The sequence below is a fragment of the Pseudomonas putida genome (genome assembly GCF_028682475.1).
GTDB lineage: Bacteria > Pseudomonadota > Gammaproteobacteria > Pseudomonadales > Pseudomonadaceae > Aquipseudomonas > Aquipseudomonas putida_AG.
On the sequence record NZ_JANHLE010000027.1, the window covers coordinates 32,400 to 52,641 of the forward strand.

20 protein-coding genes are annotated in these 20,242 nt (G+C 61.6%); 10 read left to right on the plus strand and 10 right to left on the minus strand.

Annotated elements, in window-relative coordinates:
* Nucleotides 1–47 precede the first annotated feature (47 nt).
* From NPS47_RS20035 to NPS47_RS20065, 7 genes are all read right to left on the minus strand, one after another.
* Nucleotides 48–821: an N-acetylmuramoyl-L-alanine amidase gene (locus NPS47_RS20035; protein ID WP_274296517.1), complete on the minus strand. Its 774-nt coding sequence runs from the start codon at nucleotides 819–821 to the stop codon at nucleotides 48–50.
* A gap of 83 nt (nucleotides 822–904) precedes the next feature.
* Entirely contained in the window at nucleotides 905–1,300 is a 396-nt protein-coding gene (locus NPS47_RS20040; RefSeq protein ID WP_274296518.1) for a hypothetical protein, read from the minus strand.
* A gap of 110 nt (nucleotides 1,301–1,410) precedes the next feature.
* Nucleotides 1,411–3,417: a diguanylate cyclase gene (locus NPS47_RS20045; protein ID WP_274296519.1), complete on the minus strand. Its 2,007-nt coding sequence runs from the start codon at nucleotides 3,415–3,417 to the stop codon at nucleotides 1,411–1,413.
* A gap of 28 nt (nucleotides 3,418–3,445) precedes the next feature.
* Nucleotides 3,446–4,300 (minus strand): endonuclease/exonuclease/phosphatase family protein, encoded by an 855-nt coding sequence (locus NPS47_RS20050; RefSeq protein WP_274296520.1) that lies wholly within the window; start codon nucleotides 4,298–4,300, stop codon nucleotides 3,446–3,448.
* A gap of 12 nt (nucleotides 4,301–4,312) precedes the next feature.
* The gene (gene dsbA, locus NPS47_RS20055; RefSeq protein WP_274296521.1) at nucleotides 4,313–4,951 is read right to left on the minus strand and encodes a thiol:disulfide interchange protein DsbA; all 639 of its coding nucleotides are present in this window, start codon (nucleotides 4,949–4,951) and stop codon (nucleotides 4,313–4,315) included.
* Nucleotides 4,952–5,118: 167 nt separating this feature from the next.
* Nucleotides 5,119–5,736: a c-type cytochrome gene (locus tag NPS47_RS20060; protein WP_274296522.1), complete on the minus strand. Its 618-nt coding sequence runs from the start codon at nucleotides 5,734–5,736 to the stop codon at nucleotides 5,119–5,121.
* A 33-nt stretch (nucleotides 5,737–5,769) separates the two neighbouring features.
* On the minus strand, nucleotides 5,770–6,072 hold the full coding sequence (locus NPS47_RS20065; RefSeq protein WP_038605254.1) for a c-type cytochrome: 303 nt from the start codon (nucleotides 6,070–6,072) through the stop codon (nucleotides 5,770–5,772).
* Between the two features lie 192 nt (nucleotides 6,073–6,264).
* On the opposite strand from NPS47_RS20065, the gene yihA reads away from it, so the two are divergent.
* Nucleotides 6,265–6,897: a ribosome biogenesis GTP-binding protein YihA/YsxC gene (gene yihA / locus NPS47_RS20070; RefSeq protein WP_274296523.1), complete on the plus strand. Its 633-nt coding sequence runs from the start codon at nucleotides 6,265–6,267 to the stop codon at nucleotides 6,895–6,897.
* A 301-nt stretch (nucleotides 6,898–7,198) separates the two neighbouring features.
* Here the strand turns inward: yihA and polA are convergent, their stop codons facing one another.
* Nucleotides 7,199–9,961, minus strand: coding sequence for a DNA polymerase I (polA, locus tag NPS47_RS20075; RefSeq protein WP_274296524.1), 2,763 nt, complete (start codon nucleotides 9,959–9,961; stop codon nucleotides 7,199–7,201).
* 74 nt (nucleotides 9,962–10,035) lie between these two features.
* Here polA and NPS47_RS20080 point away from each other — a divergent pair, with 74 nt between their 5' ends.
* Nucleotides 10,036–10,323: a DUF2782 domain-containing protein gene (locus tag NPS47_RS20080; protein ID WP_274296525.1), complete on the plus strand. Its 288-nt coding sequence runs from the start codon at nucleotides 10,036–10,038 to the stop codon at nucleotides 10,321–10,323.
* A 64-nt stretch (nucleotides 10,324–10,387) separates the two neighbouring features.
* Complete coding sequence (locus NPS47_RS20085) at nucleotides 10,388–11,338, plus strand: homoserine kinase (RefSeq protein WP_274296526.1); 951 nt, start codon at nucleotides 10,388–10,390, stop codon at nucleotides 11,336–11,338.
* Nucleotides 11,339–11,419: 81 nt separating this feature from the next.
* Here NPS47_RS20085 and NPS47_RS20090 read toward each other — a convergent pair whose 3' ends face one another.
* The gene (locus tag NPS47_RS20090) at nucleotides 11,420–12,337 is read right to left on the minus strand and encodes a zinc ABC transporter substrate-binding protein (RefSeq protein ID WP_274296527.1); all 918 of its coding nucleotides are present in this window, start codon (nucleotides 12,335–12,337) and stop codon (nucleotides 11,420–11,422) included.
* A 66-nt stretch (nucleotides 12,338–12,403) separates the two neighbouring features.
* Here NPS47_RS20090 and zur point away from each other — a divergent pair, with 66 nt between their 5' ends.
* The 4 genes from zur to NPS47_RS20110 all read left to right on the plus strand — a co-directional run bounded on the left by zur (nucleotide 12,404) and on the right by NPS47_RS20110 (nucleotide 15,284).
* A complete protein-coding gene (gene zur, locus NPS47_RS20095; protein WP_038605245.1) occupies nucleotides 12,404–12,886 on the plus strand; it encodes a zinc uptake transcriptional repressor Zur in 483 nt (160 codons plus the stop codon).
* Nucleotides 12,886–13,665, plus strand: a complete 780-nt coding sequence (znuC, locus tag NPS47_RS20100) for a zinc ABC transporter ATP-binding protein ZnuC (protein WP_274296528.1) — start codon at nucleotides 12,886–12,888, stop codon at nucleotides 13,663–13,665. Before zur ends, znuC begins: the two co-directional genes overlap by 1 nt.
* Nucleotides 13,658–14,440 (plus strand): zinc ABC transporter permease subunit ZnuB, encoded by a 783-nt coding sequence (znuB, locus tag NPS47_RS20105; RefSeq protein WP_274296529.1) that lies wholly within the window; start codon nucleotides 13,658–13,660, stop codon nucleotides 14,438–14,440. Before znuC ends, znuB begins: the two co-directional genes overlap by 8 nt.
* Before the next feature lie 130 nt (nucleotides 14,441–14,570).
* On the plus strand, nucleotides 14,571–15,284 hold the full coding sequence (locus NPS47_RS20110) for a PA5502 family lipoprotein (RefSeq protein WP_274296530.1): 714 nt from the start codon (nucleotides 14,571–14,573) through the stop codon (nucleotides 15,282–15,284).
* Between the two features lie 36 nt (nucleotides 15,285–15,320).
* Here the strand turns inward: NPS47_RS20110 and katE are convergent, their stop codons facing one another.
* Nucleotides 15,321–17,459, minus strand: coding sequence for a catalase HPII (katE, locus tag NPS47_RS20115; protein WP_274296531.1), 2,139 nt, complete (start codon nucleotides 17,457–17,459; stop codon nucleotides 15,321–15,323).
* A gap of 226 nt (nucleotides 17,460–17,685) precedes the next feature.
* On the opposite strand from katE, the gene NPS47_RS20120 reads away from it, so the two are divergent.
* From NPS47_RS20120 to NPS47_RS20130, 3 genes are all read left to right on the plus strand, one after another.
* A complete protein-coding gene (locus NPS47_RS20120; protein WP_274296532.1) occupies nucleotides 17,686–18,693 on the plus strand; it encodes a methionine ABC transporter ATP-binding protein in 1,008 nt (335 codons plus the stop codon).
* Nucleotides 18,693–19,364 carry a methionine ABC transporter permease gene (locus tag NPS47_RS20125; RefSeq protein ID WP_274296533.1) on the plus strand — a complete coding sequence of 224 codons (672 nt, stop codon included), beginning with the start codon at nucleotides 18,693–18,695 and terminating at the stop codon, nucleotides 19,362–19,364. Before NPS47_RS20120 ends, NPS47_RS20125 begins: the two co-directional genes overlap by 1 nt.
* A gap of 62 nt (nucleotides 19,365–19,426) precedes the next feature.
* Complete coding sequence (locus NPS47_RS20130; RefSeq protein ID WP_274296534.1) at nucleotides 19,427–20,197, plus strand: MetQ/NlpA family ABC transporter substrate-binding protein; 771 nt, start codon at nucleotides 19,427–19,429, stop codon at nucleotides 20,195–20,197.
* The last annotated feature ends 45 nt before the right edge of the window (nucleotides 20,198–20,242 follow it).

Consider the following 20,242-nt stretch of genomic DNA (forward strand, 5'->3'; position numbering starts at 1 on the left):
TAGCAACTGCCGGACAAGTCAGCCTGGCCGTTTGGCGGTGCCGTTACTCAGCGGCTATTGAGCACCTGCAGCATGGCTGCCGTTTGCGCATCCGCCACGCCATCAAATCGCTGCGGACGGAAGCGCATCTGGAATGCCGCGAGCACATGCTTGGTACTGACGTCGTACACGCCAGTCTGCTCGATGGCATATCCAAAGCGCGCCAATTGCTGCTGATACCAGCTGATACTCGGTGGGTTGACGTTGAACCGCGCCTGTTGCTGAGCCACCGCCCGCGCATCCGGCCAGACACCCAGTCCGGCATCGGCCAGGCGCTTCCACGGGAACAGCGGGCCCGGATCCAGTTTGCGCGCCGGCGCAATATCACTGTGGCCAATGAGGTAACGGGGCTGGATGTTGTTGCGTTTGACAATGTCCTTGAGCAAGGCGATCAGCGCTTCGATCTGCGCTTCGGTGTACGGCTGCCAGACCCGCCCTGTCGGCGTATCGGTGAAACCGGGGTTGACGATCTCGATGCCAATGGAGCTGGAATTGAGCCAGGTCCGGCCATCCCACTGACTGTCGCCGGCATGCCAGGCGCGACGGCTTTCATCGACCAGCTGATAGACGGTCGCCGGGGAGTCACCGATCAGGTAATGGCTACTGACTTCACCATGAGTCAGCAAGGCAAGCGATTGCTCCAGCGAAGCGTTGGTGTAGTGCAACACAACGAACTGAATACGGCCGTCCTGGTTGGCGGAGGTATGGCTGCGGTCGATGCGCAGGCCTGTGGAACAGCCCACCAGGGTCAGCAGAAGGATGGCGGTGAAGAGCTTTTTCATTGAGAGGGCACGTTATCAGGTCAGCGTAGCGACGCTACAGTATAACGTGCCCCACAGCCGCGCATGAATACATCAATAGCGGATCATTGTGTGCACATCAGCTGGAACTCAAGGGAATTGTCGTCGCTATTGCCCTTCAGATCCACCAGTTGAGTCATGACAGTCACCTGACTGACTGCAGGCTTGCCGATAACCTTGGCCTGCCCATGCAACAGGCGCTCGTAACTGCTGTTATCGATGGGCGACACACTGCAAAAGCCAGGATCGAGGTGCACGATGCGAGGATTCAAGGCCAACTTGTACTCGCTGTAATAATTGATGTGTTTCTCGCGCTGCACGCTTTCGATCCATTTCGGCCATTGCCGCAGGATCGAACCGTCCGCGCCGATATGGGCTGTCAGCACGCTCTCCTTGGCCTGCACGCCGGTATGAAACAGCATGCCCAGCGCTAAAAATACGACCAGTCCTTTAGCTTTCATCGTTGAATTCCTTATTAACAACAGGTTTGTCTGCGTCAATCTGCCAACATCGATGGACAGTCGCGCGAAACCAGTGTCCGCCGCCTGGCGGCAAGGAATGCGGTAACTATTTATCCCTGTTCAACCCGATTGCGGCCTTGATGCTTGGCCCGGTACAGCGCTTCGTCGGCGCGCTTGAGCACCACCTCGCTACGCTCACCGCTGCGAAACGCACTGATGCCAATCGACAAGGTAATGGTCACGCGCTCGCCCTTGAAGTGAAACGGGCAGGCCTCAATCGCCGCACGCAGGCTTTGCGCCAGCTGATAACCGATCGGCAGGGCCGTCTGCGGGATCAGCAGGACGAATTCTTCGCCACCGAAACGGGCAATGAAATCCCGGCTGCGCAGGTGTTTGCGCAACACGTTGGCGACAATCTTCAGGACCTTGTCGCCGGCCAGGTGGCCGTAGCTGTCGTTGATGTGTTTGAAGTGATCGAGGTCGAGGATCGCCATCAGCAGATGGCCACCGTTTTTCTGCCATTCCAGCACTTCCTGGTCCACCCGCTCTGACCAGGCGGCCCGGTTGGGCAAGCCGGTGAGGGGATCGATCAAGGCTTTCTGGCGCTGCTCCTCCAGATGCTCGCGATACCCCATGGCTTCCTGCTCCATGTTCGCCACCCGTTCCGCCAGGCCTTGCAGGCGGTTGGCCATGTCCTGTTCGCGCTGGTCACGCTGCTGCTGATGCTCGTCCATGGTGCCGAGCAGGCCTTCGAGGCGGTTTTCCAGGATGTGTTTGAGGCTGTCCAGATCGGCAGCGCCCTGCACACTGCTTTGCAGGCCATCGACCTGTTCACGCAGCTGGCTGTCGAGGTCGCGCGCCGCGGACGTGTTGTCGGCATGGCCTTCGCTGGCTTCATGCAAGTGACTCTGGAACGACTCCAGACGCTCGTTGAGTTGTTGCAGATAAGCTTCGAACTCATGCTGACCGCTGTCGTTGATCGCCAGCATCAGCACGGCCAGGTCATCGAGTACCGGTAACAACTCGTACCAGTTCAGGCCATGTTCCAGGCGTTCGCGCATCGACTGCGCCTGGGCCTTGTGGCGCTCAGGCAGGGTCAGGTCATCGAGCAGGCCCAGCAGGGTTTCCTCGATATGCGCGGCGACCGAACTGTAGGTTGGCTCGGTGCCGTCGGGCAGGGCGTAGTGAGGGTCCTCTTCAAGCGCCTGGACAACTTCAGGCTGATCATCCTCTGGCTCGTCCGGGCTTTGCTCGGGCAGTTCCGGCAATTGTGCCTCGTTCGCGGCCTCGGGTAGCTCTAGGGTTGCTGGCACCTGGTTTTCAAGTGCTGGAGTCGGTGTCACCTCGACCGTCGGGCTCGTCTCGAAAACCGCTGCATCACTGATCTCGGCTGCAATCGTCGCGGGCACCGAGGTTTCGGCAACAACTTCCTGGACAACCTCCAGCGGTTGCAGCTCGTCGACATCGACTACAACCTCCTCCCGCGCCTCGGCTTGTGGCTCGGCTTCCCTCTGCGAATGCACTGCCGGGACGGGCGTCTCGACTGCTCCAGGCACGTCCACCATGGCCGGTTGCAGCGCTTGCGCTTCGGCGTCGCGGGGACCGAACAGGCGCTGCAGCAACCCTGGACGCTGCGCCTCTTCAGGGCGCTCAAGCGCAGACAGGGCCTGGCCCTGCAAGCCACTCAACTCGCCGAGCAGCAACGGCACCTCGCGGGACTGGCTGGCGCGGGCCTCGACCTGTTTGGCGAATTTCTTCAAGGGCCGGCTGACGTCACTGGGCAACGGCAGGGTCTGCAACTGGGTAACCAGCGAGGTGAGGGCGGTGCTGACTTGGGCGATACGGGTCTCGCGGCGTTGCTCGGAATCGAGCACGGCTTTTTCCAGACGCGGAATCAGCCCGGCGAGGGCGGCGTCCATGTTGTCGGTGCGGATGACCTCGCGCATTTCCTTCATGCACTGATCCACCGCCCGGTCGCTGCCTTCGGCGGCCAGGGTGCTGCGCACCAGACCACGGCGCAACAGGTCGAGGCGGGCTTCCCAACGGCGCTCGAGCTTCTCTTGCTGTTCGATACTCTTGAGGTACTTTTCTTTCCAGCGCTGGGCTTCTTCGGTCATGCCTGGGTCCGCAGAGGGGTGATGGCAATTAGCTCACAGCGGGCAGCGTATCCACAGCGAGGGCATCAGGCAAACGAATCTCAACCGCGACCGGAAGATGATCGGAAATAGGCTGGGCCAGCACCTCGACCCGTTCCAGGGTCAGGCTCGGGCTGAGCAGAATATGATCAAGGCAGCGCTGCGGGCGCCAACTGGGGAAGGTGGCTTGCACCTGAGGCGCAATCAGACCCAGATCGCGCAGGGGCGAGTGTTCAAGCAGGTCATTGGCGTGGGTGTTCATGTCGCCCATCAACACCTGATGGCGGTAACCGCCAATCAGTTCGCGGATGTAGGCCAGCTGCAGGGCACGGGTCTTGGAGCCCAGTGCCAGGTGCATCATGACCACCACCAGCGCATCTTCGCCCTCGCCAAAGCGCACCAGGATCGCGCCACGTCCGGCCGGGCCGGGCAGGGGGTGATCTTCAAGCAGTTGCGGCTTGAGGCGGCTGAGCACGCCGTTGCTGTGTTGGGCAAAACGCCCGAGGTTGCGGTTGAGCTGCTGGTACCAGTAAGGAAAGGCACCGAGCTGGGCCAGGTGTTCGACCTGATTGACGTAGCCGGAGCGCAGGCTGCCACCATCGGCCTCCTGCAGGGCCACCAGGTCGAAGTCGCCCAGCAGCTCTCCGATCTTCTGCAGGTTGCCGGCACGCCCGGGGTGCGGCAGCAGGTGCTGCCAGCTCTTGGTCAGGTAATGCCGGTAACGCTCGGTGCTGATGCCCACCTGGATATTGAAACTGAGCAGGCGCAGCCGGCCATCCTCTGGCAGGCCGTTAGCCTGCAGGTGATGTTCGTTGACCTGCGGATCGCGCAGGCCAACGCCTCGCTCAGCTCTCCAGCGGCGCATGGTGGTCGCCGCTTACTTGGCGGCGCGCTCCTTGGCGATCAGGAAGTCGGCGACGTTCAGGACGCCTTGAGGACCTTGAGAACCTTGAGCACTGCCGAGGTCAAAGCGGTACTTGCCGTTGACAACCATGCTTGGCACGCCGGTGATTTCATACTTCTTGGCGAGTTCTTTGGCCTTCTGTACCTGACCTTTGATGGCGAAGGAGTTGAAGGTGGCCAGGAACTTGTCCTTGTCGACGCCTTGGGTCGTCAGGAACTCGGCCATTTCTTCAGGATCAGTCAGTTTTTTGCGTTGAACCTGAATCGCATCGAAAACAGCAGCATGAACCTTGTGTTCCACGCCCATGGCTTCAAGGGTCAGGAACATCTGGCCATGGGCGTCCCATGGGCCGCCAAACATGGCGGGAATGCGCTTGAAGTTGACGTCGGCCGGCAGCTTCTCAGCCCAAGGATTAACCACTGGCTCGAAGCTGTAGCAGTGCGGGCAGCCGTACCAGAACAGCTCGACCACTTCGATCTTGCCTGGCACCGACACCGGTACCGCGTTGCTCAGCTGCACATACTCCTTGCCCTCTACCGGCTCCGCAGCCTGGGCAGTCATACCGAATACACTGGCGGCGACCAGCGTGGCGCTGAGAATCAAATTACGCATGCTTCACTCCTGAGCAATCTATTTGGTCGCCTCGACGCGACCTGCCGTAAGACAGGTCGAAGCGGGCCCGAGTTCGTTAGTGTAACGGCAGCGGGCACAAAAAAGGGCGGCCTAAGCCACCCTTTTCATCTTTACGCCGCAGTATTAACCCAGCGTTAAAGCGCGGATCAGTGCAGACCCTGGATGTAGCTGGACAGTGCTTCGATGTCCTTGTTGCTGAGCTTGGCCGCGATGGTGCGCATGGTGGTGGCGTCGCCATCGTTGGTGCGGTTGCCTTCGCGGAAGTCGGTCAGTTGCTTGGCCACGTACTGCGAATGCTGGCCACCCAGGTGCGGGAAGCCAGCCAGAGCCAGACCTGCGCCGTTCGGCGAGTGGCAGCCGGTGCAGGCCGGCAGGCCTTTCTCGACGTCACCACCGTTGAACAGGGCACGACCGCGTTCGACCAGCTTCGGATCAGCTGCACCGACGCTGCCCTTCTGGCTGGAGAAGTAGGCGGCGATGTCGGCCATGTCCTGGTCGTTGAAGTTGGCGAGCATGCCGGTCATTTCCAGCACGGTGCGCTTGCCCGACTTGATGTCGTGCAATTGTTTTTCCAGGTACTTCTCACCCTGGCCTGCAAGTTTCGGGAAGTTCGGCGCCAGGCTGTTGCCGTCCGGATTGTGACATGCGCCACATACAGCAGTTTTGGCCTGACCAGCAGCGGCATCCCCTTTGATAGGCTCTGCGGCATTGGCTGCACCGGTGACGCCCAAGGTCAACAGCAGACTCACGAGTAGTTTGTTCATCAGCTAATCCAACTACGGCTAAGGGTGAAAGAGTTATGTATCGGGACTCCGGCTCATCCACTGGATGATCGCCTGGTAGTCCTCGGCACTGCAGTCCATGCACAATCCACGCGGCGGCATAGCCTTGAAACCCTGTGTGACATGCTTCACCAGCGTCTCCATCCCCTGCGCCAGCCGTGGCTCCCATGCTGCCCGGTCACCCGGTTGCGGTGCCTGCGGTAGCTGTCCGGCATGGCAAGCGGCACATGCTCGCTTGTACACTGCCTGGGGATCCTGTGTAGCCTGAGCGCTGAACAACGGTATCAAGACACCTGCAGCAAGCAGCCATTTCGTCATACGAACGACCTTTCAGGGTTGGGGGTTGCACTGCGTTCTACCGCGCAAGCTTGAATCAACCGCCCCCGTGCACATCCTCCTACGCCGGGATAATGCGCACACAAAAACTGGGGCATTATATACTCCCGTTACTGAAACGGAAACGACACCGCTTGCCGAGACCCCCTCGCGCAACGCCCAACCGGATAAACCATGCAAGTCAAAAACCCCATCCTCGGTCTCTGCCAACAGGCCAAATTCGCCCTCAGCGCTGCCAAGGTCGACCAGTGCCCGGACGACCAGGGCTATGAAGTGGCCTTTGCCGGCCGCTCCAACGCCGGCAAGTCCAGCGCACTCAATACCCTGACCCACGCTAGCCTGGCACGCACCTCGAAAACCCCGGGGCGCACCCAGCTGCTGAATTTCTTCAGTCTGGACGATGAACGGCGTTTGGTCGACTTGCCGGGCTACGGTTATGCAAAAGTGCCGATTCCGCTCAAGCAGCACTGGCAGAAGCACCTGGAGGCCTACCTGGGCAGCCGCGAGTGCCTCAAGGGCCTGATCCTGATGATGGACGTGCGCCACCCGATGACGGACTTCGACAAGATGATGCTCGACTGGTCCCAGGCGGCCGGCATGCCGATGCACATCCTGCTGACCAAGGCCGACAAACTGACCTTCGGTGCCGCCAAGAACACCCTGCTCAAAGTGCAGGCGGAAATCCGCAAGGGTTGGGGCGATGCGGTGACCATCCAGCTGTTCTCGGCGCCCAAGCGCCAGGGCCTGGAAGAAGCCTACGGGGTCTTGGCAAACTGGATGGAACTGGCGGACAAGCCCGCAGAATAAGGGCTGCCCGGCAAACGCCGGGCAAAAAAAACCCCGGACTTCGTATGGGGAGGGGGAAGTTCGGGGTTCAAGCTCCGGACCGCTAGGGCGGGGTCCAGATATCTGCCAACACTTAACACAACATAGGAGCATCGAAAGGCTTCACCAGCCATTCAGTTACTCTGAGTCGTGGTTCACCGGTTTAGTTCCGCAGGTTTAGAAACTATTTGCGATAGGGCAGCAATTTTTTACTACCGACGCCCTGCAGCGACAAAAAGCCGCGACGATATGCCGCAGCTTTTCCCCGCATTTAACCGCATTTTTAATGCGCTTCGTCCCAGTTTGCCCCCACACCGACCTCAACCAGCAGCGGAACATCGAGTGCTGCGGCATTGCTCATGTGCGGACGAATCTGTTCACGCACCTGCTCAACCAGGTCCTCGCGTACCTCCAGCACCAGTTCGTCGTGTACCTGCAGGATCACCCGGGCGTCCAGCCCCGAGTCGGCCAACCAGTTATCCACAGCCACCATGGCGCGTTTGATGATGTCCGCCGCGGTGCCTTGCATCGGCGCGTTGATCGCCGTGCGTTCAGCACCTTTGCGCAGGGCCGGGTTCTTGGCGTTGATCTCTGGCAGGTACAGGCGACGGCCGAACAGGGTTTCGACGAAACCTTGCTCGGCGGCTTGCGCGCGGGTGCGCTCCATGTACGCCAATACCCCGGGGTAACGTGCGAAATAGCGATCGATGTAGGCCTGCGACTGCTTGCGGTCGACGCCAATCTGCTTGGCCAGACCAAAGGCGCTCATGCCGTAGATCAGGCCGAAGTTGATCGCCTTGGCACTGCGCCGCTGGTCGGTGGTGACATCGCCCAGATCGACGCCGAACACCTCGGCCGCCGTGGCCCGGTGCACGTCCAGGTCATTACGGAAGGCGTGCAGCAGACCCTCGTCTTTGGCCAGGTGGGCCATGATCCGCAGTTCGATCTGCGAATAGTCGGCCGCCAACAGCTTGTAGCCAGGCGCAGCGATGAACGCCTGGCGGATCCGCCGGCCTTCGGCGGTGCGGATTGGAATGTTCTGCAGGTTCGGGTCACTGGACGACAAACGCCCGGTAGCCGCCACGGCCTGCTGGTAAGAGGTGTGAATCCGCCCGGTGCGCGGGTTGATCTGCTCCGGCAAACGGTCGGTGTAGGTGCTCTTGAGCTTGCTCAGGGAGCGGTACTGCATCAGCACCTTGGGCAGCGGGAAGTCCATCTCGGCAAGTTCCGCCAGCACCGCTTCGGCCGTTGAAGCCTGGCCCTTGGCCGTCTTGTTGAGCACCGGCATGCCGAGCTTCTCGTAGAGAATCACCCCCAGTTGCTTGGGCGAGCCGAGGTTGAATTCCTCACCGGCGATCTCGAAGGCTTCGCGCTCCAGCTGCACCAGCTTCTCGCCCAGCTCGACACTCTGGATACCCAGCAGGCCAGCATCGACCAGCGCACCCTGGCGCTCGATCTTCGCCAGTACCGGCACCAGCGGCATCTCGATATCGTTCAGCACTGGCAACACACTCGGGGTCTTGGCCAGTTTCTGTTGCAACGCCTGGTGCAGGCGCAGGGTCACGTCGGCGTCTTCAGCGGCGTAGGGGCCGGCCTGTTCCAGGCTGATCTGATCGAATGTCAGCTGCTTGGCGCCTTTGCCGGCGATGTCGGTGAAACCGATGGTGGTGTGGTTCAGGTACTTGAGCGCCAGGCTGTCCATGTCGTGACGGGTGGCCGTCGAGTCGAGCACATAGGACTCAAGCATGGTGTCGTAGGCCACGCCCTGCATCAGGATGCCGTTGGCGATATCGCCGCCGATGGCGCAGTTGGCGAGGATATTCATGTCGTACTTGGCGTTTTGCCCGACCTTGAGCTTTTTCGGGTCTTCGAGCAGCGGCTTGAGCGCCAGCAGCACGGTGTCGCGGTCCAGTTGCTCGGGCACGCCCATGTAACTGTGGGTCAACGGCACATAAGCGGCTTCATGGGCCTGCACGGCAAACGACAGGCCAACCAGCTGGGCTTGCTGGGCATCCAGGCCGGTGGTCTCGGTATCGAAGGCGAACAGCGGCGCGTTGCGCAGCTTTTCCAGCCAGGCATCGAAACGCGCCTGGTCGAGGATGGTTTCGTACTTGGCCTCGACCACTACCTCAGGTTCGTCGGCGACGATTTCCTGACCGGCCCGCTTGGCGTCGCGTTGCACCTCGTCGATCCAGCTCTTGAATTCCATCTCGGTGTACAGCTCAAGCAGCGCTTCACGGTCCGGCTCGCCGCAGACCAGCGCATCGACCTCGACCTCCAGCGGTACATCGATCTTGATGGTCGCCAGTTCATAGGAGAGGAAGGCCGCATCGCGGTGTTCTTCAAGCTTGGCAGGCAAGGTCTTGGCGCCACGAATGGCGAGGCCCGGCACCTTGTCGAGATTCTCGTACAGCTCGCGCAAGCCGCCACCAATACCGGTCAGCAGGCCCACGGCAGTTTTTTCACCGACGCCAGGCACACCCGGGATGTTGTCGACCTTGTCGCCCATCAGCGCAAGAAAATCGATGATGTGCTCAGGACCGACGCCGAATTTCTCGTGCACGCCAGGCACATCGAGGACCGTACCGGTCATGGTGTTGACCAGCGTAATGTGGCCGTCGACCAACTGCGCCATGTCCTTGTCGCCAGTGGAGATGATCACCGGACGGCCGGCGGCGGCGCTGCTGCGCGCCAGGGTGCCGATCACGTCGTCGGCTTCGACGCCTTCAACACACAGCAGGGGATAGCCCAGGGCGCGGACGCTGGCATGCAGCGGCTCGATCTGTACGCGCAGATCGTCCGGCATGCTTGGGCGGTTGGCCTTGTACTCGGCGAACATTTCGTCGCGAAAGGTCCCGCCCTTGGCGTCAAAGACCACCGCGAACAGGCTGTCCGGGTATTGCCGGCGCAGGCTCTTGAGCATGTTCAGCACGCCTTTGACCGCACCGGTCGGCAGGCCCTTGGAGGTGGTCAGCGGCGGCAGCGCGTGAAAGGCGCGGTAGAGGTATGAGGAACCGTCCACCAGGACGAGGGGAGCTTGGCTCATGAGCAGAATCAACCTTTTCGGCGGGCCCGGCGCTAGAATGTCCGGAACATTGACGACAAAGGGACAAGGTTATCATGCGTACACTAAATCGCCTGTTGCTGCTCAGTCTGTTGGCAGTCACTCCGGTCGTCACCCTGGCCGCGGAAGACGCGCCCTCGGCTGATCCGGAAGTAACCATTCGCACGGAAGGCGACAAAACCATCCAGGAATACCGGCAAAATGGTTTCCTGTATGCAATCAAGGTCACCCCGAAAGGCGGAAAACCTTATTTCCTGGTACGCGCTGATGGCTCGGAAGGCAATTTCATTCGCTCCGACTATCCGGACATGCTGATCCCGTCGTGGAAAATCTTCGAGTGGTAAGGCGTACCCTTTACATCAACCTGGCACTTCCCTGCAGAAGTGCCCGTATGGGCAATTTTTGATCATGTCAGTCTTCACCCCCCTGACCCGGCCTGAGCTGGAAACCTTTCTGGCGCCCTACGGCCTGGGCCGTCTGCGGGACTTCCAGGGCATTGCCGCCGGCACCGAGAACAGCAACTTCTTTGTCAGTCTGGAACAGGGAGAGTACGTGCTGACGCTGGTCGAACGCGGGCCGATCCAGGACCTGCCATTCTTCATCGAGTTGCTCGATGTGCTGCACGAAGCCGATCTGCCGGTGCCCTACGCCTTGCGTGGCAAGGACGGCGTGGCCCTGCGCGAGCTGGCCGGCAAACCGGCGCTGCTGCAGCCGCGCCTGCCCGGCAAGCACATCAAGGACGTCAACAACCAGCACTGCGTGCAGATCGGCGAGCTGCTCGGCCACCTGCACCTGGCCACCCGTGACAAGGTTCTGGAGCGCAAGACCGACCGCGGCCTGGACTGGATGCTGGAAACCGGCGCCGAGCTGATGCCGCGCCTGAACGCCGCGCAACGCCAGCTACTGCAGGCTTGCCTGGACGAGATCGCTGAACACCATGCGCAGATCATGGCGCTGCCACGCGCCAACCTGCATGCCGACCTGTTCCGCGACAACGTGCTGTTCGAAGGCACCCACCTGACCGGTCTGATCGACTTCTACAACGCCTGCTCGGGGCCGATGCTGTATGACCTGGCGATCACCCTCAACGACTGGTGCTGTGACGATGTCGGGCAGATCAATGGAGCGCGCGCGCGGGCCTTGTTGGGTGCCTATGCAGCGCTGCGGCCGTTCACTTCAGCTGAGGCGCAGCTGTGGCCGGTGATGTTGCGCATTGCTTGCGTGCGCTTCTGGCTGTCGCGCCTGATCGCCGCCGAGTCGTTTGCCGGGATGGACGTGCTGATTCACGATCCGGCCGATTTTGAAGTGCGCCTGGCGGCGCGTCAGCAGGTGGAGATTGCTTTGCCGTTTGCTTTGTAATTCTGGAAAAGCATCGCCGGCAAAGCCGGCTCCCACACGGTGAGATCCTGTGGGAGCCGGCCTTGCCGGCGATTGCAGGCGCTAGAGTTTCTCCAGGCAACCCGCCAGATCATTCCCCAGCGTCTCCAGTAACTGCTCATACCCCTGAGCACTGGCCGGCGCCGTCCCACCTAACGCATCAAGCTCAGCCAGGGTCACCGGCAAACCCGCCGTCAGCGTTTCAGCTAGGCGCGGACGCAACGGCGGCTCACTGAACACACAGGTCTTGCCCACGTCCTGCAGGCGCTTGCGCATCGCCGCCACATGCTGGGCGCCCGGCTGCACTTCGGCCGCCACGCTGAACACCCCGGCGTGCTTGAGGCCATAAGCCGACTCGAAGTAATCGAACGCCTCATGGAACACGAAGAACGGTTTGCCGCTGATACCGGCCAGGCGCTTTTTCAGACGTGCATCCAGGGCATCCAGGCGTTCGCCGAAGGCTTTGAGGTTGCTCTGATAGCGTGCCGCGTTGGCTGGATCTGCAGCGCTCAGGTCACTGGCCATCTTCGCCGCGATCACCCGGGCATTGACCGACGACAGCCACAGGTGGGCATCGAGGCTGCCTGGGCGGTGATCGTGGTCATGCTCGTCGCCTTCTTCGTCATGTGAGTGGCTATCTTCGCCAAAGTGACGCAAGTGCAGGCCAGGCAGGTCTTGCACGGCGACACTGGGTTTGCTGCGGCTTTTCAGTACCCGCGGCAGAAAACCTTCCATGTCCGGGCCGATCCAGTACAGCAGCTCGACATCACCGACTCGCCGTACGTCGGAGGGACGCAGGGCATAGTGATGCGGTGAAGCGCCCGGTGGCAGCAGCACTTCAGGGCTGCCGACGCCGTCCTGCACCGCCGCAGCGATCTGTTGCAGGGGCTTGATACTGGTCAGGACACGGACTTCGGCCTGTGCCTGGGCCATCACCAGGGTGGTGATAAAAGCGACAAAAAGGGCAAAAAATCGGGACACGATGACCACTCAAAGGGGCAGGAACAGGTAACATAATAACGTCTCTATTCAGAACCGTCGCCGCCCATGCCTAAAACCCCGCTGGCCAACCGTCCCCACGACCACTCCCATTGCGTCCACAGCGCCCTGGCCGAGGCCGATGTGCTGTGCGCGCGCAAAGGCTTGCGCCTGACCGCCCTGCGCCGACGTGTGCTGGAGCTGGTGTGGCAGAGCCATAAACCCCTGGGCGCCTACGACATACTCGCAGTGCTGAGCGAGCAGGACGGCCGTCGCGCAGCGCCACCAACCGTCTACCGGGCGCTGGATTTTCTCCTGGAAAACAGCCTGGTGCACCGCATCGCCTCGCTCAACGCCTTCATCGGCTGCAGCCACCCGGAGCATGCCCACCAGGGGCAGTTCCTGATCTGCCGGGAGTGCCATGTGGCGATCGAGCTGGAGCAGACCAGCATCAGCAACGCCATTGTCGCCAGCGCCAAGGACGTCGGCTTCAGCGTCGAAGCGCAAACCGTCGAAGTGGTCGGCTTGTGCGGCAACTGCCGGAGCGCCTGATGAGCAATGCGCTGATTCGCCTTGAACAGGTCGGCGTGGCTTTCTCCGGACAGCCCGTGCTCGACAGCATCGACCTGGCCGTCGAGCCCGGACAGATCGTTACCCTGATCGGCCCCAACGGTGCTGGCAAAACCACCCTGGTGCGTGCCGTGCTTGGCTTGCTCAAGCCCCACACCGGCAAGGTCTGGCGCAAGCCGCGCCTGCGCATCGGCTACATGCCGCAAAAACTGCACGTGGATGCCACCTTGCCGCTGTCGGTGCTGCGCTTTCTGCGCCTGGTGCCCGGTGTCGACCGCGCCGCCGCCCTCAGTGCGTTGCAGGAAGTCGGTGCCGAGCAGGTGATCGACAGCCCGATCCAGGGTATTTCCGGTGGCGAAATGCAGCGCGTGCTGCTGGCCCGGGCGCTGCTGCGCGAGCCTGAACTGCTGGTGCTGGATGAGCCGGTACAAGGCGTCGACGTGGCCGGCCAGGCCGAGCTGTACAGCCTGATCACCCGTTTGCGCGACCGCCACGGCTGCGGCGTGCTGATGGTCTCCCACGACCTGCACCTGGTGATGAGCACCACCGACCAGGTGGTCTGTCTGAACCGTCACGTCTGCTGCTCCGGCCACCCGGAACAGGTCAGCGGCGATCCGGCCTTCGTCGAACTGTTCGGCAGCAATGCGCCAAGCCTGGCGATCTACCATCACCATCACGACCACGCCCACGACCTGCATGGTTCGGTGGTTACCCCGGCCCAAGGCGGTCACGTACACGGAGAACACTGCAAGCATGGCTGATTTTCTGCTTTACGCCCTGCTCGCAGGCCTGGCCCTGGCCCTGGTCGCCGGCCCCTTGGGGTCCTTCGTGGTCTGGCGGCGCATGGCCTATTTTGGTGACACCCTTTCGCATGCCGCACTGCTGGGCGTGGCCCTCGGCTTCGTGCTGGATATCAGCCCGGCGCTGGCGGTAACGGTCGGCTGCCTGTTGCTGGCGCTGTTGCTGGTTACCCTGCAGCAGCGCCAGCCGCTGGCTTCCGACACCCTGCTGGGCATCCTCGCCCCGAGCACCCTGTCGCTCGGCCTGGTGGTGCTGAGTTTCATGCACGATGTGCGCATCGACCTGATGGCTTACCTGTTCGGTGACCTGCTGGCGATCAGCCCTGGCGACCTGGCCTGGATCCTTGGCGGCAGCGCAGCGGTGTTGCTGTTGCTGGTGGCGCTGTGGCGCCCGTTGCTGGCGGTGACCGTGCATGAAGAACTGGCGATGGTCGAAGGCCTGCCGGTGGCGGCGTTGCGCTTGGCATTGATGCTGCTGATCGCGGTGGTGATTGCCGTGGCGATGAAGATCGTCGGCGTGCTGCTGATTACCTCGCTGCTGATCATCCCGGCCGCTGCGGCGCAACGTCACGCCCGCTCGCCCGAACAGATGGCGCTGGGCGCCAGCCTGCTGGGGGTTACCGCAGTGTGCGGGGGCCTGGCGTTGTCGTGGTTCAAAGACACCCCGGCCGGCCCGTCGATCGTGGTCTGCGCCGCAGTGCTATTCTTGCTGAGCCTGGCCTGGCCCCGGCGCTGAGCCGCAGGGTGCAGCCAAGGCGGTTGCACCCTGCGACAGTTAAATCTCGCAGGGCCCTGAAGATTTATTTTCGAGCCTGCGGACTGGGTGTAGACTTGGCCGCTTTTTGCGCAAATAGAGAGTTGCAGGAATGAAGCCGTTTTCCTCCCGTTATCTGCTCCTTGCCGCGTTTTCGCTGATCCTGGCTGCGTGCTCCAGCACCCCGGCCGATAACGCCAGCACACCTGCCCAGGCCGATGCCTGGCAGCAGTTGGAGCAAAGTATCGCCAGCAGTGAGCTGGCCACCGCCGAAGATCAGCTGGCCGCCCTGCAGGCTCAATATCCCGATGACAGCCGGGTCGAGCAGCACCAGCGGCAATTGGCCGAAGCCTACCTGCAACGCAGTCAGATCGTCCTGCAAAAGGGCGACGTCAATGCCGCCGCCACTGCCCTGAGCCGCGCCCGTGCGCTGATGCCCAAAGCTCCGGCATTGACCGGCGGCGTCAACGGCGCCATCGCCCAGGCGCGCAAGGCTGAGCTGGAGAAAGCCGAAGCGGCCCTCAAGGCGGCCGAAGCACGTCCCAAGGCCAAGCTGATCGATCCGACCGCGCCGAACACCGTCGTGGCATTGAAAACCAGCAATATTCGTGAAATGCGCCGGCAACTGGATGATATCGCCGCTGATGTGGTGAATTTCCAGTGCGACGTGGTGTTCCAGGTACCGCGCAAGGATGACGCCCCGTGGCTCAAGACCTTGCTGAGCAAGCGCGTACAGAAGCTCGACAGTGAATTCGCCCTGCAGCAATCCCATGAGATCCATCGCAACCAGCCTGCCCAGGCGGTGCTGGTTCCGCGCCGCCCTTGAGTGACCGGGTGCCCAACTGGGCACCCGGCTCCTGCGTCAAGCCGGAATGGCTTTCGCAGCACCCTCACGCTCCCATACCCGATGCTTGGCAATCGCCGTGATAAAAGCCTTGTGGGCTTTGTCATCGTTACCCAGCAGCAAGCCGCTATCGGTCTTGAGCCCCAGCTTATCGAGCAGCGGCTGCGCTTCACTGGCCAGGCCGATGGGTTTCAGGTGTTTATAGGCTTCGAGCAGAAAGTGCAGGGCAACTCCGTTACCCGCCAGCGTCTGCAGCGCGGGCTTGCCAGCCGGCACCCAGACCGCATCAAACACCACCGAAGGCATGCCTTCCATCGACGCATCCACGGCCAACCTCTGGCCTTGGGCAGTCTTCACCGGCGCCGAGTCAGGCCCCAGCAGCTTAATCTGCGCACTCTCGGCGTGCAGTGCCTTTACCAGCCTGTCGACGCTGTCGCCATCCACACCGTCAGCCACCAGTACCGCCACCTTGCGCCCCTTGATGCCTTCACCCAGCAGGTTCATCTGACTCAAGGCGGGCGACTGCTTCAGGCCTGGCTCAGGCACATCGACCGTGCCTTTTTTCGGCGCAGGCAGCCCGAGATTCGCCGCCACCCGTGCCGCCAGCTTCAGGTCGATATTGGCGAGAATCTCGTTCACCTCGCGCTCGCGGATGTACGCCCGCTCGACCTTGCCCAGCTCAAAGCTGTAAGCGCTGATGATGTGCTCCTGCTCGGTCGCACTCATGCTGTGGAAGAACAGCCGCGCCTGGGAGAAGTGATCGGCAAAGGACGGGCTGCGCTGCCGCACCTTGTGTGCCTCGATCCGCTCTGGATAGGATTCGAAGCCACCGTCGCTGGCCGCCGCCGGGGTTTCCTGCGGCCATCCGCCATCGATCGAGTTGGGCTCGTACGAGGCCCGGCCCTTGTCCAGGGTGACCCGATGCTGTGCGTCGCGCTGGCCATTGTGGTTCGGTGCCAGCGGCCGGTTGATCGGAATCTCGTGAAAATTCGGCCCGCCGAGACGGCTGATCTGGGTATCGGTGTAGGAAAACAGCCGGCCCTGCAGCAACGGATCATTGGAGAAATCGATACCCGGGACGATATGCCCGGGGCAGAACGCGACCTGCTCGGTTTCGGCGAAGAAGTTGTCCGGGTTACGGTTGAGCACCATCTTGCCCAAGGGCGTCACCGGCACCAGTTCTTCGGGGATGAGCTTGGTCGGGTCGAGCAGGTCGAAGTCGAATGTGTGTTCGTCTTCTTCGGCGACGATCTGCACACCGAACTCCCACTCCGGGTAATTGCCGGTTTCGATCGCTTCCCAGAGGTCACGGCGGTGGTAGTCGGTGTCCTTGCCGGCAAGCTTTTGCGCTTCGTCCCAGAGCAGCGAGCAGACGCCCGCTTTGGGTTTCCAGTGGAATTTGACCAAGCTCGACTTACCTTCGGCGTTGATCAGTCTGAAGGTATGCACGCCAAAGCCCTGCATGGTGCGCAGGCTCTTCGGAATGGCCCGGTCAGACATCGCCCAGATCACCATGTGCGCCGACTCCGGCACCAGCGAGACAAAGTCCCAGAAGGTGTCATGGGCTGAACCACCGGTGGGCATTTCGTTGTGCGGCTCGGGTTTTACCGCGTGAACGAAGTCGGGAAACTTGATGGCGTCCTGAATGAAAAAGACCGGCATGTTGTTGCCAACCAGGTCGAAATTGCCCTCATCGGTGAAAAACTTGACGGCAAAGCCGCGCACGTCACGTACCGTGTCACCCGAGCCTCGTGGTCCTTGCACGGTGGAAAAGCGCACGAACACCGGGGTGATCTTCTCCGGCTCCTGAAGGAACCCGGCCTTGGTCAGCGCTGCATGGGATTTATAAGTCTGGAAGTAACCATGAGCGCCGCTGCCACGGGCATGGACGATGCGCTCGGGGATCCGCTCGTGGTCAAAATGCGTGATTTTCTCACGCATGATGAAGTCTTCCAGCAGCGACGGCCCGCGGTCTCCAGCCCGCAGCGTGTTCTGGTTGTCGGCGACCTTGACGCCCTGGTTGGTACGCAAGGCCTGGCCGCTGGCATCGCTGCGAAAGGCCTCCAGGCTTTGCAGCTTGGCATTGGTATTGGCCCGGTCGGGGGTCTGGGTGCCGGCCAGTTGACTTTCCTTGGGCGGATTCTTCTTGCTGGGCATTGGAACGCTCTCCTCGATCAGTCTCGGTTCGGCCCCACGGCGGGCCCTTTCAGTAGGGACTGGCCGGGTTGCACGAGCGTTCAATCGGATCGACCACTGATCGCGTTATTCCCGTAGCATTGGTCAATTGCGAAATAAATGCTAAGAACCTCTATACGAACAGGCTAAAATGCGCGCCCCGGCTAACCGCTGACCCAAATTCCATGCGCCCCACAAGGTTCGCTACGTGATCGAGTTTGAAAATGTGCATAAAACCTACCGCGTCGCCGGTAGGGACATCCCCGCGCTGCACCCGACCAACCTGAGTGTCGAAAACGGCCAGGTGTTCGGACTGATCGGCCACTCCGGTGCCGGCAAGAGTACCCTGCTGCGCCTGATCAACCGCCTGGAAGCCCCAAGCGGCGGCAAGATCATTGTTGACGGTGAAGATGTCACCGCGTTCAACGCCAATGACCTGCGGCGCTTCCGCCAGCAAGTCGGGATGATCTTCCAGCACTTCAACCTGCTGGCGTCCAAGACCGTGGCCGACAACGTTGCGTTGCCGCTGACCCTGGCCGGCGAGCTGTCGCGCAAGGAGATCAACCTCCGCGTCAGCGAACTGCTGGCCCGTGTCGGCCTGTCCGAGCACGCGAAAAAATACCCGGCGCAGTTGTCCGGCGGCCAGAAGCAACGCGTCGGCATTGCCCGCGCGTTGTCGACCAAGCCGAAAATCCTGCTCTGCGACGAAGCCACCAGCGCGCTCGATCCGCAGACCACCGCTTCGGTCCTGCAACTGCTGGCGGAGATCAACCGCGAGCTGAAGCTGACCATCGTGCTGATCACCCATGAAATGGACGTGATCCGCCGGGTCTGTGACCGGGTGGCGGTGATGGATGCCGGGCAGATCGTCGAGCACGGCCCGGTGGCCGATGTGTTCCTGCATCCGCAGCACCCGACCACCAAGCGCTTCGTCCAGGAAGACGAGCAGATCGACGAGAACGAACAGCGCGACGACTTCGCCCATGTACCAGGCCGCATCGTGCGCCTGACCTTCCAGGGCGATTCCACCTACGCGCCGCTGCTGGGCACCGTTGCGCGCGAAACCGGCGTGGACTACAGCATCCTCGCCGGCCGCATCGACCGTATCAAAGACACCCCGTATGGGCAGCTGACCCTGGCCGTGACTGGCGGCGACATGGAAGCGGCCTTCGCCCGCTTCACGGCGGCTGATGTACATATGGAGGTACTGCGTTAATGGACGCCTTGAGTTTCTTCGCCAACGTCGACTGGGCCGAAATCTGGCTGGCGACCATCGACACCATGATCATGCTGTTCGGCTCGCTGCTGTTCACCGTGCTGCTTGGCCTGCCGTTGGGCGTGCTGCTGTTCCTCTGCGGCCCGCGCCAGCTGTTCGAACAGAAGGGCGTGTATGCGCTGCTGTCGTTTGTGGTCAACGTGCTGCGTTCGCTGCCGTTCATCATCCTGCTGATCGTGATGATTCCGTTCACCGTGCTGATCACCGGCACCTCGCTGGGCGTCGCCGGGGCTATTCCACCGCTGGTGGTGGGTGCTACGCCGTTCTTCGCGCGCCTGGTGGAAACCGCCTTGCGTGAAGTCGACCGCGGCATTATCGAGGCGACCCAGTCGATGGGCGCCACGACCCGACAGATCATCATCAATGCCTTGCTGCCTGAAGCCCGTCCGGGCATCTTCGCAGCGATCACCGTCACTGCCATTACCCTGGTGTCCTACACCGCCATGGCGGGTGTGGTCGGAGCGGGCGGTCTCGGTGACCTGGCGATCCGCTTTGGCTACCAACGTTTCCAGACCGACGTGATGGTGGTCACCGTGGTCCTGCTGCTGATACTGGTTCAAGTACTGCAGAGCGTGGGCGACAAACTGGTTGTGCATTTTTCCCGTAAGTAACCCCATGGGTCGGCGCTGCCGACGCACCGGGGGCCGGACCGGCCCTCACAAGGAGTGATTTGATGAAAAAGCTGCTTGCTGTTGTCGCCGCCGTCGCGGCCTTCTCCGCTCAGGCCGAGACCCTGACCGTTGCTGCCACCCCGGTGCCACACGCCGAGATCCTCGAGTTCGTCAAACCGGCCCTGGCCAAAGAAGGCGTGGACCTGAAGGTGAAGGTCTTCACCGACTACATCCAGCCGAACGTACAGGTTGCCGAAAAGCGCCTGGACGCCAACTTCTTCCAGCACCAGCCGTACCTGGATGAATTCAACAAGGCCAAGGGCACCAAACTGGTCAGCGTTGCCGGTGTGCACCTGGAGCCACTGGGCGCCTACTCGAGCAAGTTCAAGGCGCTTGCAGAACTGCCTTCGACCGCTACCGTGGTCATTCCCAACGACGCCACCAACGGTGGTCGTGCCTTGCTGCTGCTGGACAAGGCCGGTGTGATCAAGCTGAAAGACAACACCAACATCCTCTCGACCGTCAAAGACATCACCGAGAATCCAAAGAACCTGAAGTTCCGTGAACTGGAAGCGGCGACCATCCCGCGTGTGCTGACCCAGGTCGACCTGGCACTGATCAACACCAACTACGCGCTGGAAGCCAAGCTGAACCCTGAATCTGATGCGCTGGTCATCGAAGGTGCGGATTCGCCTTACGTGAACATCCTGGTCACCCGTGAAGACAACAAGGATGCCGAAGCGGTGAAGAAGCTGGTAGCAGCCCTGCACACCCCGGAAGTGAAGAAGTTCATCGAAGAGAAGTACAAGGGCGCGGTCAAGCCGGCGTTCTGATTCAATACTCTATCGCGGGGCAAGCCCGCTCCCACCAGGTTTATG

Coding starts and splice junctions, on each gene's coding strand:
- NPS47_RS20040 (WP_274296518.1), bottom strand. CDS start 1,300: ATGAAAGCTAAAGGACTGGTCGTATTTTTAGCGCTGGGCATGCTGTTT.
- NPS47_RS20110 (WP_274296530.1), top strand. CDS start 14,571: ATGAAGCCGTTTTCCTCCCGTTATCTGCTCCTTGCCGCGTTTTCGCTG.
- znuC (WP_274296528.1), top strand. CDS start 12,886: ATGAGCAATGCGCTGATTCGCCTTGAACAGGTCGGCGTGGCTTTCTCC.
- NPS47_RS20035 (WP_274296517.1), bottom strand. CDS start 821: ATGAAAAAGCTCTTCACCGCCATCCTTCTGCTGACCCTGGTGGGCTGT.
- NPS47_RS20085 (WP_274296526.1), top strand. CDS start 10,388: ATGTCAGTCTTCACCCCCCTGACCCGGCCTGAGCTGGAAACCTTTCTG.
- yihA (WP_274296523.1), top strand. CDS start 6,265: ATGCAAGTCAAAAACCCCATCCTCGGTCTCTGCCAACAGGCCAAATTC.
- NPS47_RS20050 (WP_274296520.1), bottom strand. CDS start 4,300: ATGCGCCGCTGGAGAGCTGAGCGAGGCGTTGGCCTGCGCGATCCGCAG.
- polA (WP_274296524.1), bottom strand. CDS start 9,961: ATGAGCCAAGCTCCCCTCGTCCTGGTGGACGGTTCCTCATACCTCTAC.
- katE (WP_274296531.1), bottom strand. CDS start 17,459: ATGCCCAGCAAGAAGAATCCGCCCAAGGAAAGTCAACTGGCCGGCACC.
- zur (WP_038605245.1), top strand. CDS start 12,404: ATGCCTAAAACCCCGCTGGCCAACCGTCCCCACGACCACTCCCATTGC.
- NPS47_RS20045 (WP_274296519.1), bottom strand. CDS start 3,417: ATGACCGAAGAAGCCCAGCGCTGGAAAGAAAAGTACCTCAAGAGTATC.
- NPS47_RS20060 (WP_274296522.1), bottom strand. CDS start 5,736: ATGAACAAACTACTCGTGAGTCTGCTGTTGACCTTGGGCGTCACCGGT.
- NPS47_RS20130 (WP_274296534.1), top strand. CDS start 19,427: ATGAAAAAGCTGCTTGCTGTTGTCGCCGCCGTCGCGGCCTTCTCCGCT.
- dsbA (WP_274296521.1), bottom strand. CDS start 4,951: ATGCGTAATTTGATTCTCAGCGCCACGCTGGTCGCCGCCAGTGTATTC.
- znuB (WP_274296529.1), top strand. CDS start 13,658: ATGGCTGATTTTCTGCTTTACGCCCTGCTCGCAGGCCTGGCCCTGGCC.
- NPS47_RS20125 (WP_274296533.1), top strand. CDS start 18,693: ATGGACGCCTTGAGTTTCTTCGCCAACGTCGACTGGGCCGAAATCTGG.
- NPS47_RS20065 (WP_038605254.1), bottom strand. CDS start 6,072: ATGACGAAATGGCTGCTTGCTGCAGGTGTCTTGATACCGTTGTTCAGC.
- NPS47_RS20080 (WP_274296525.1), top strand. CDS start 10,036: ATGCGTACACTAAATCGCCTGTTGCTGCTCAGTCTGTTGGCAGTCACT.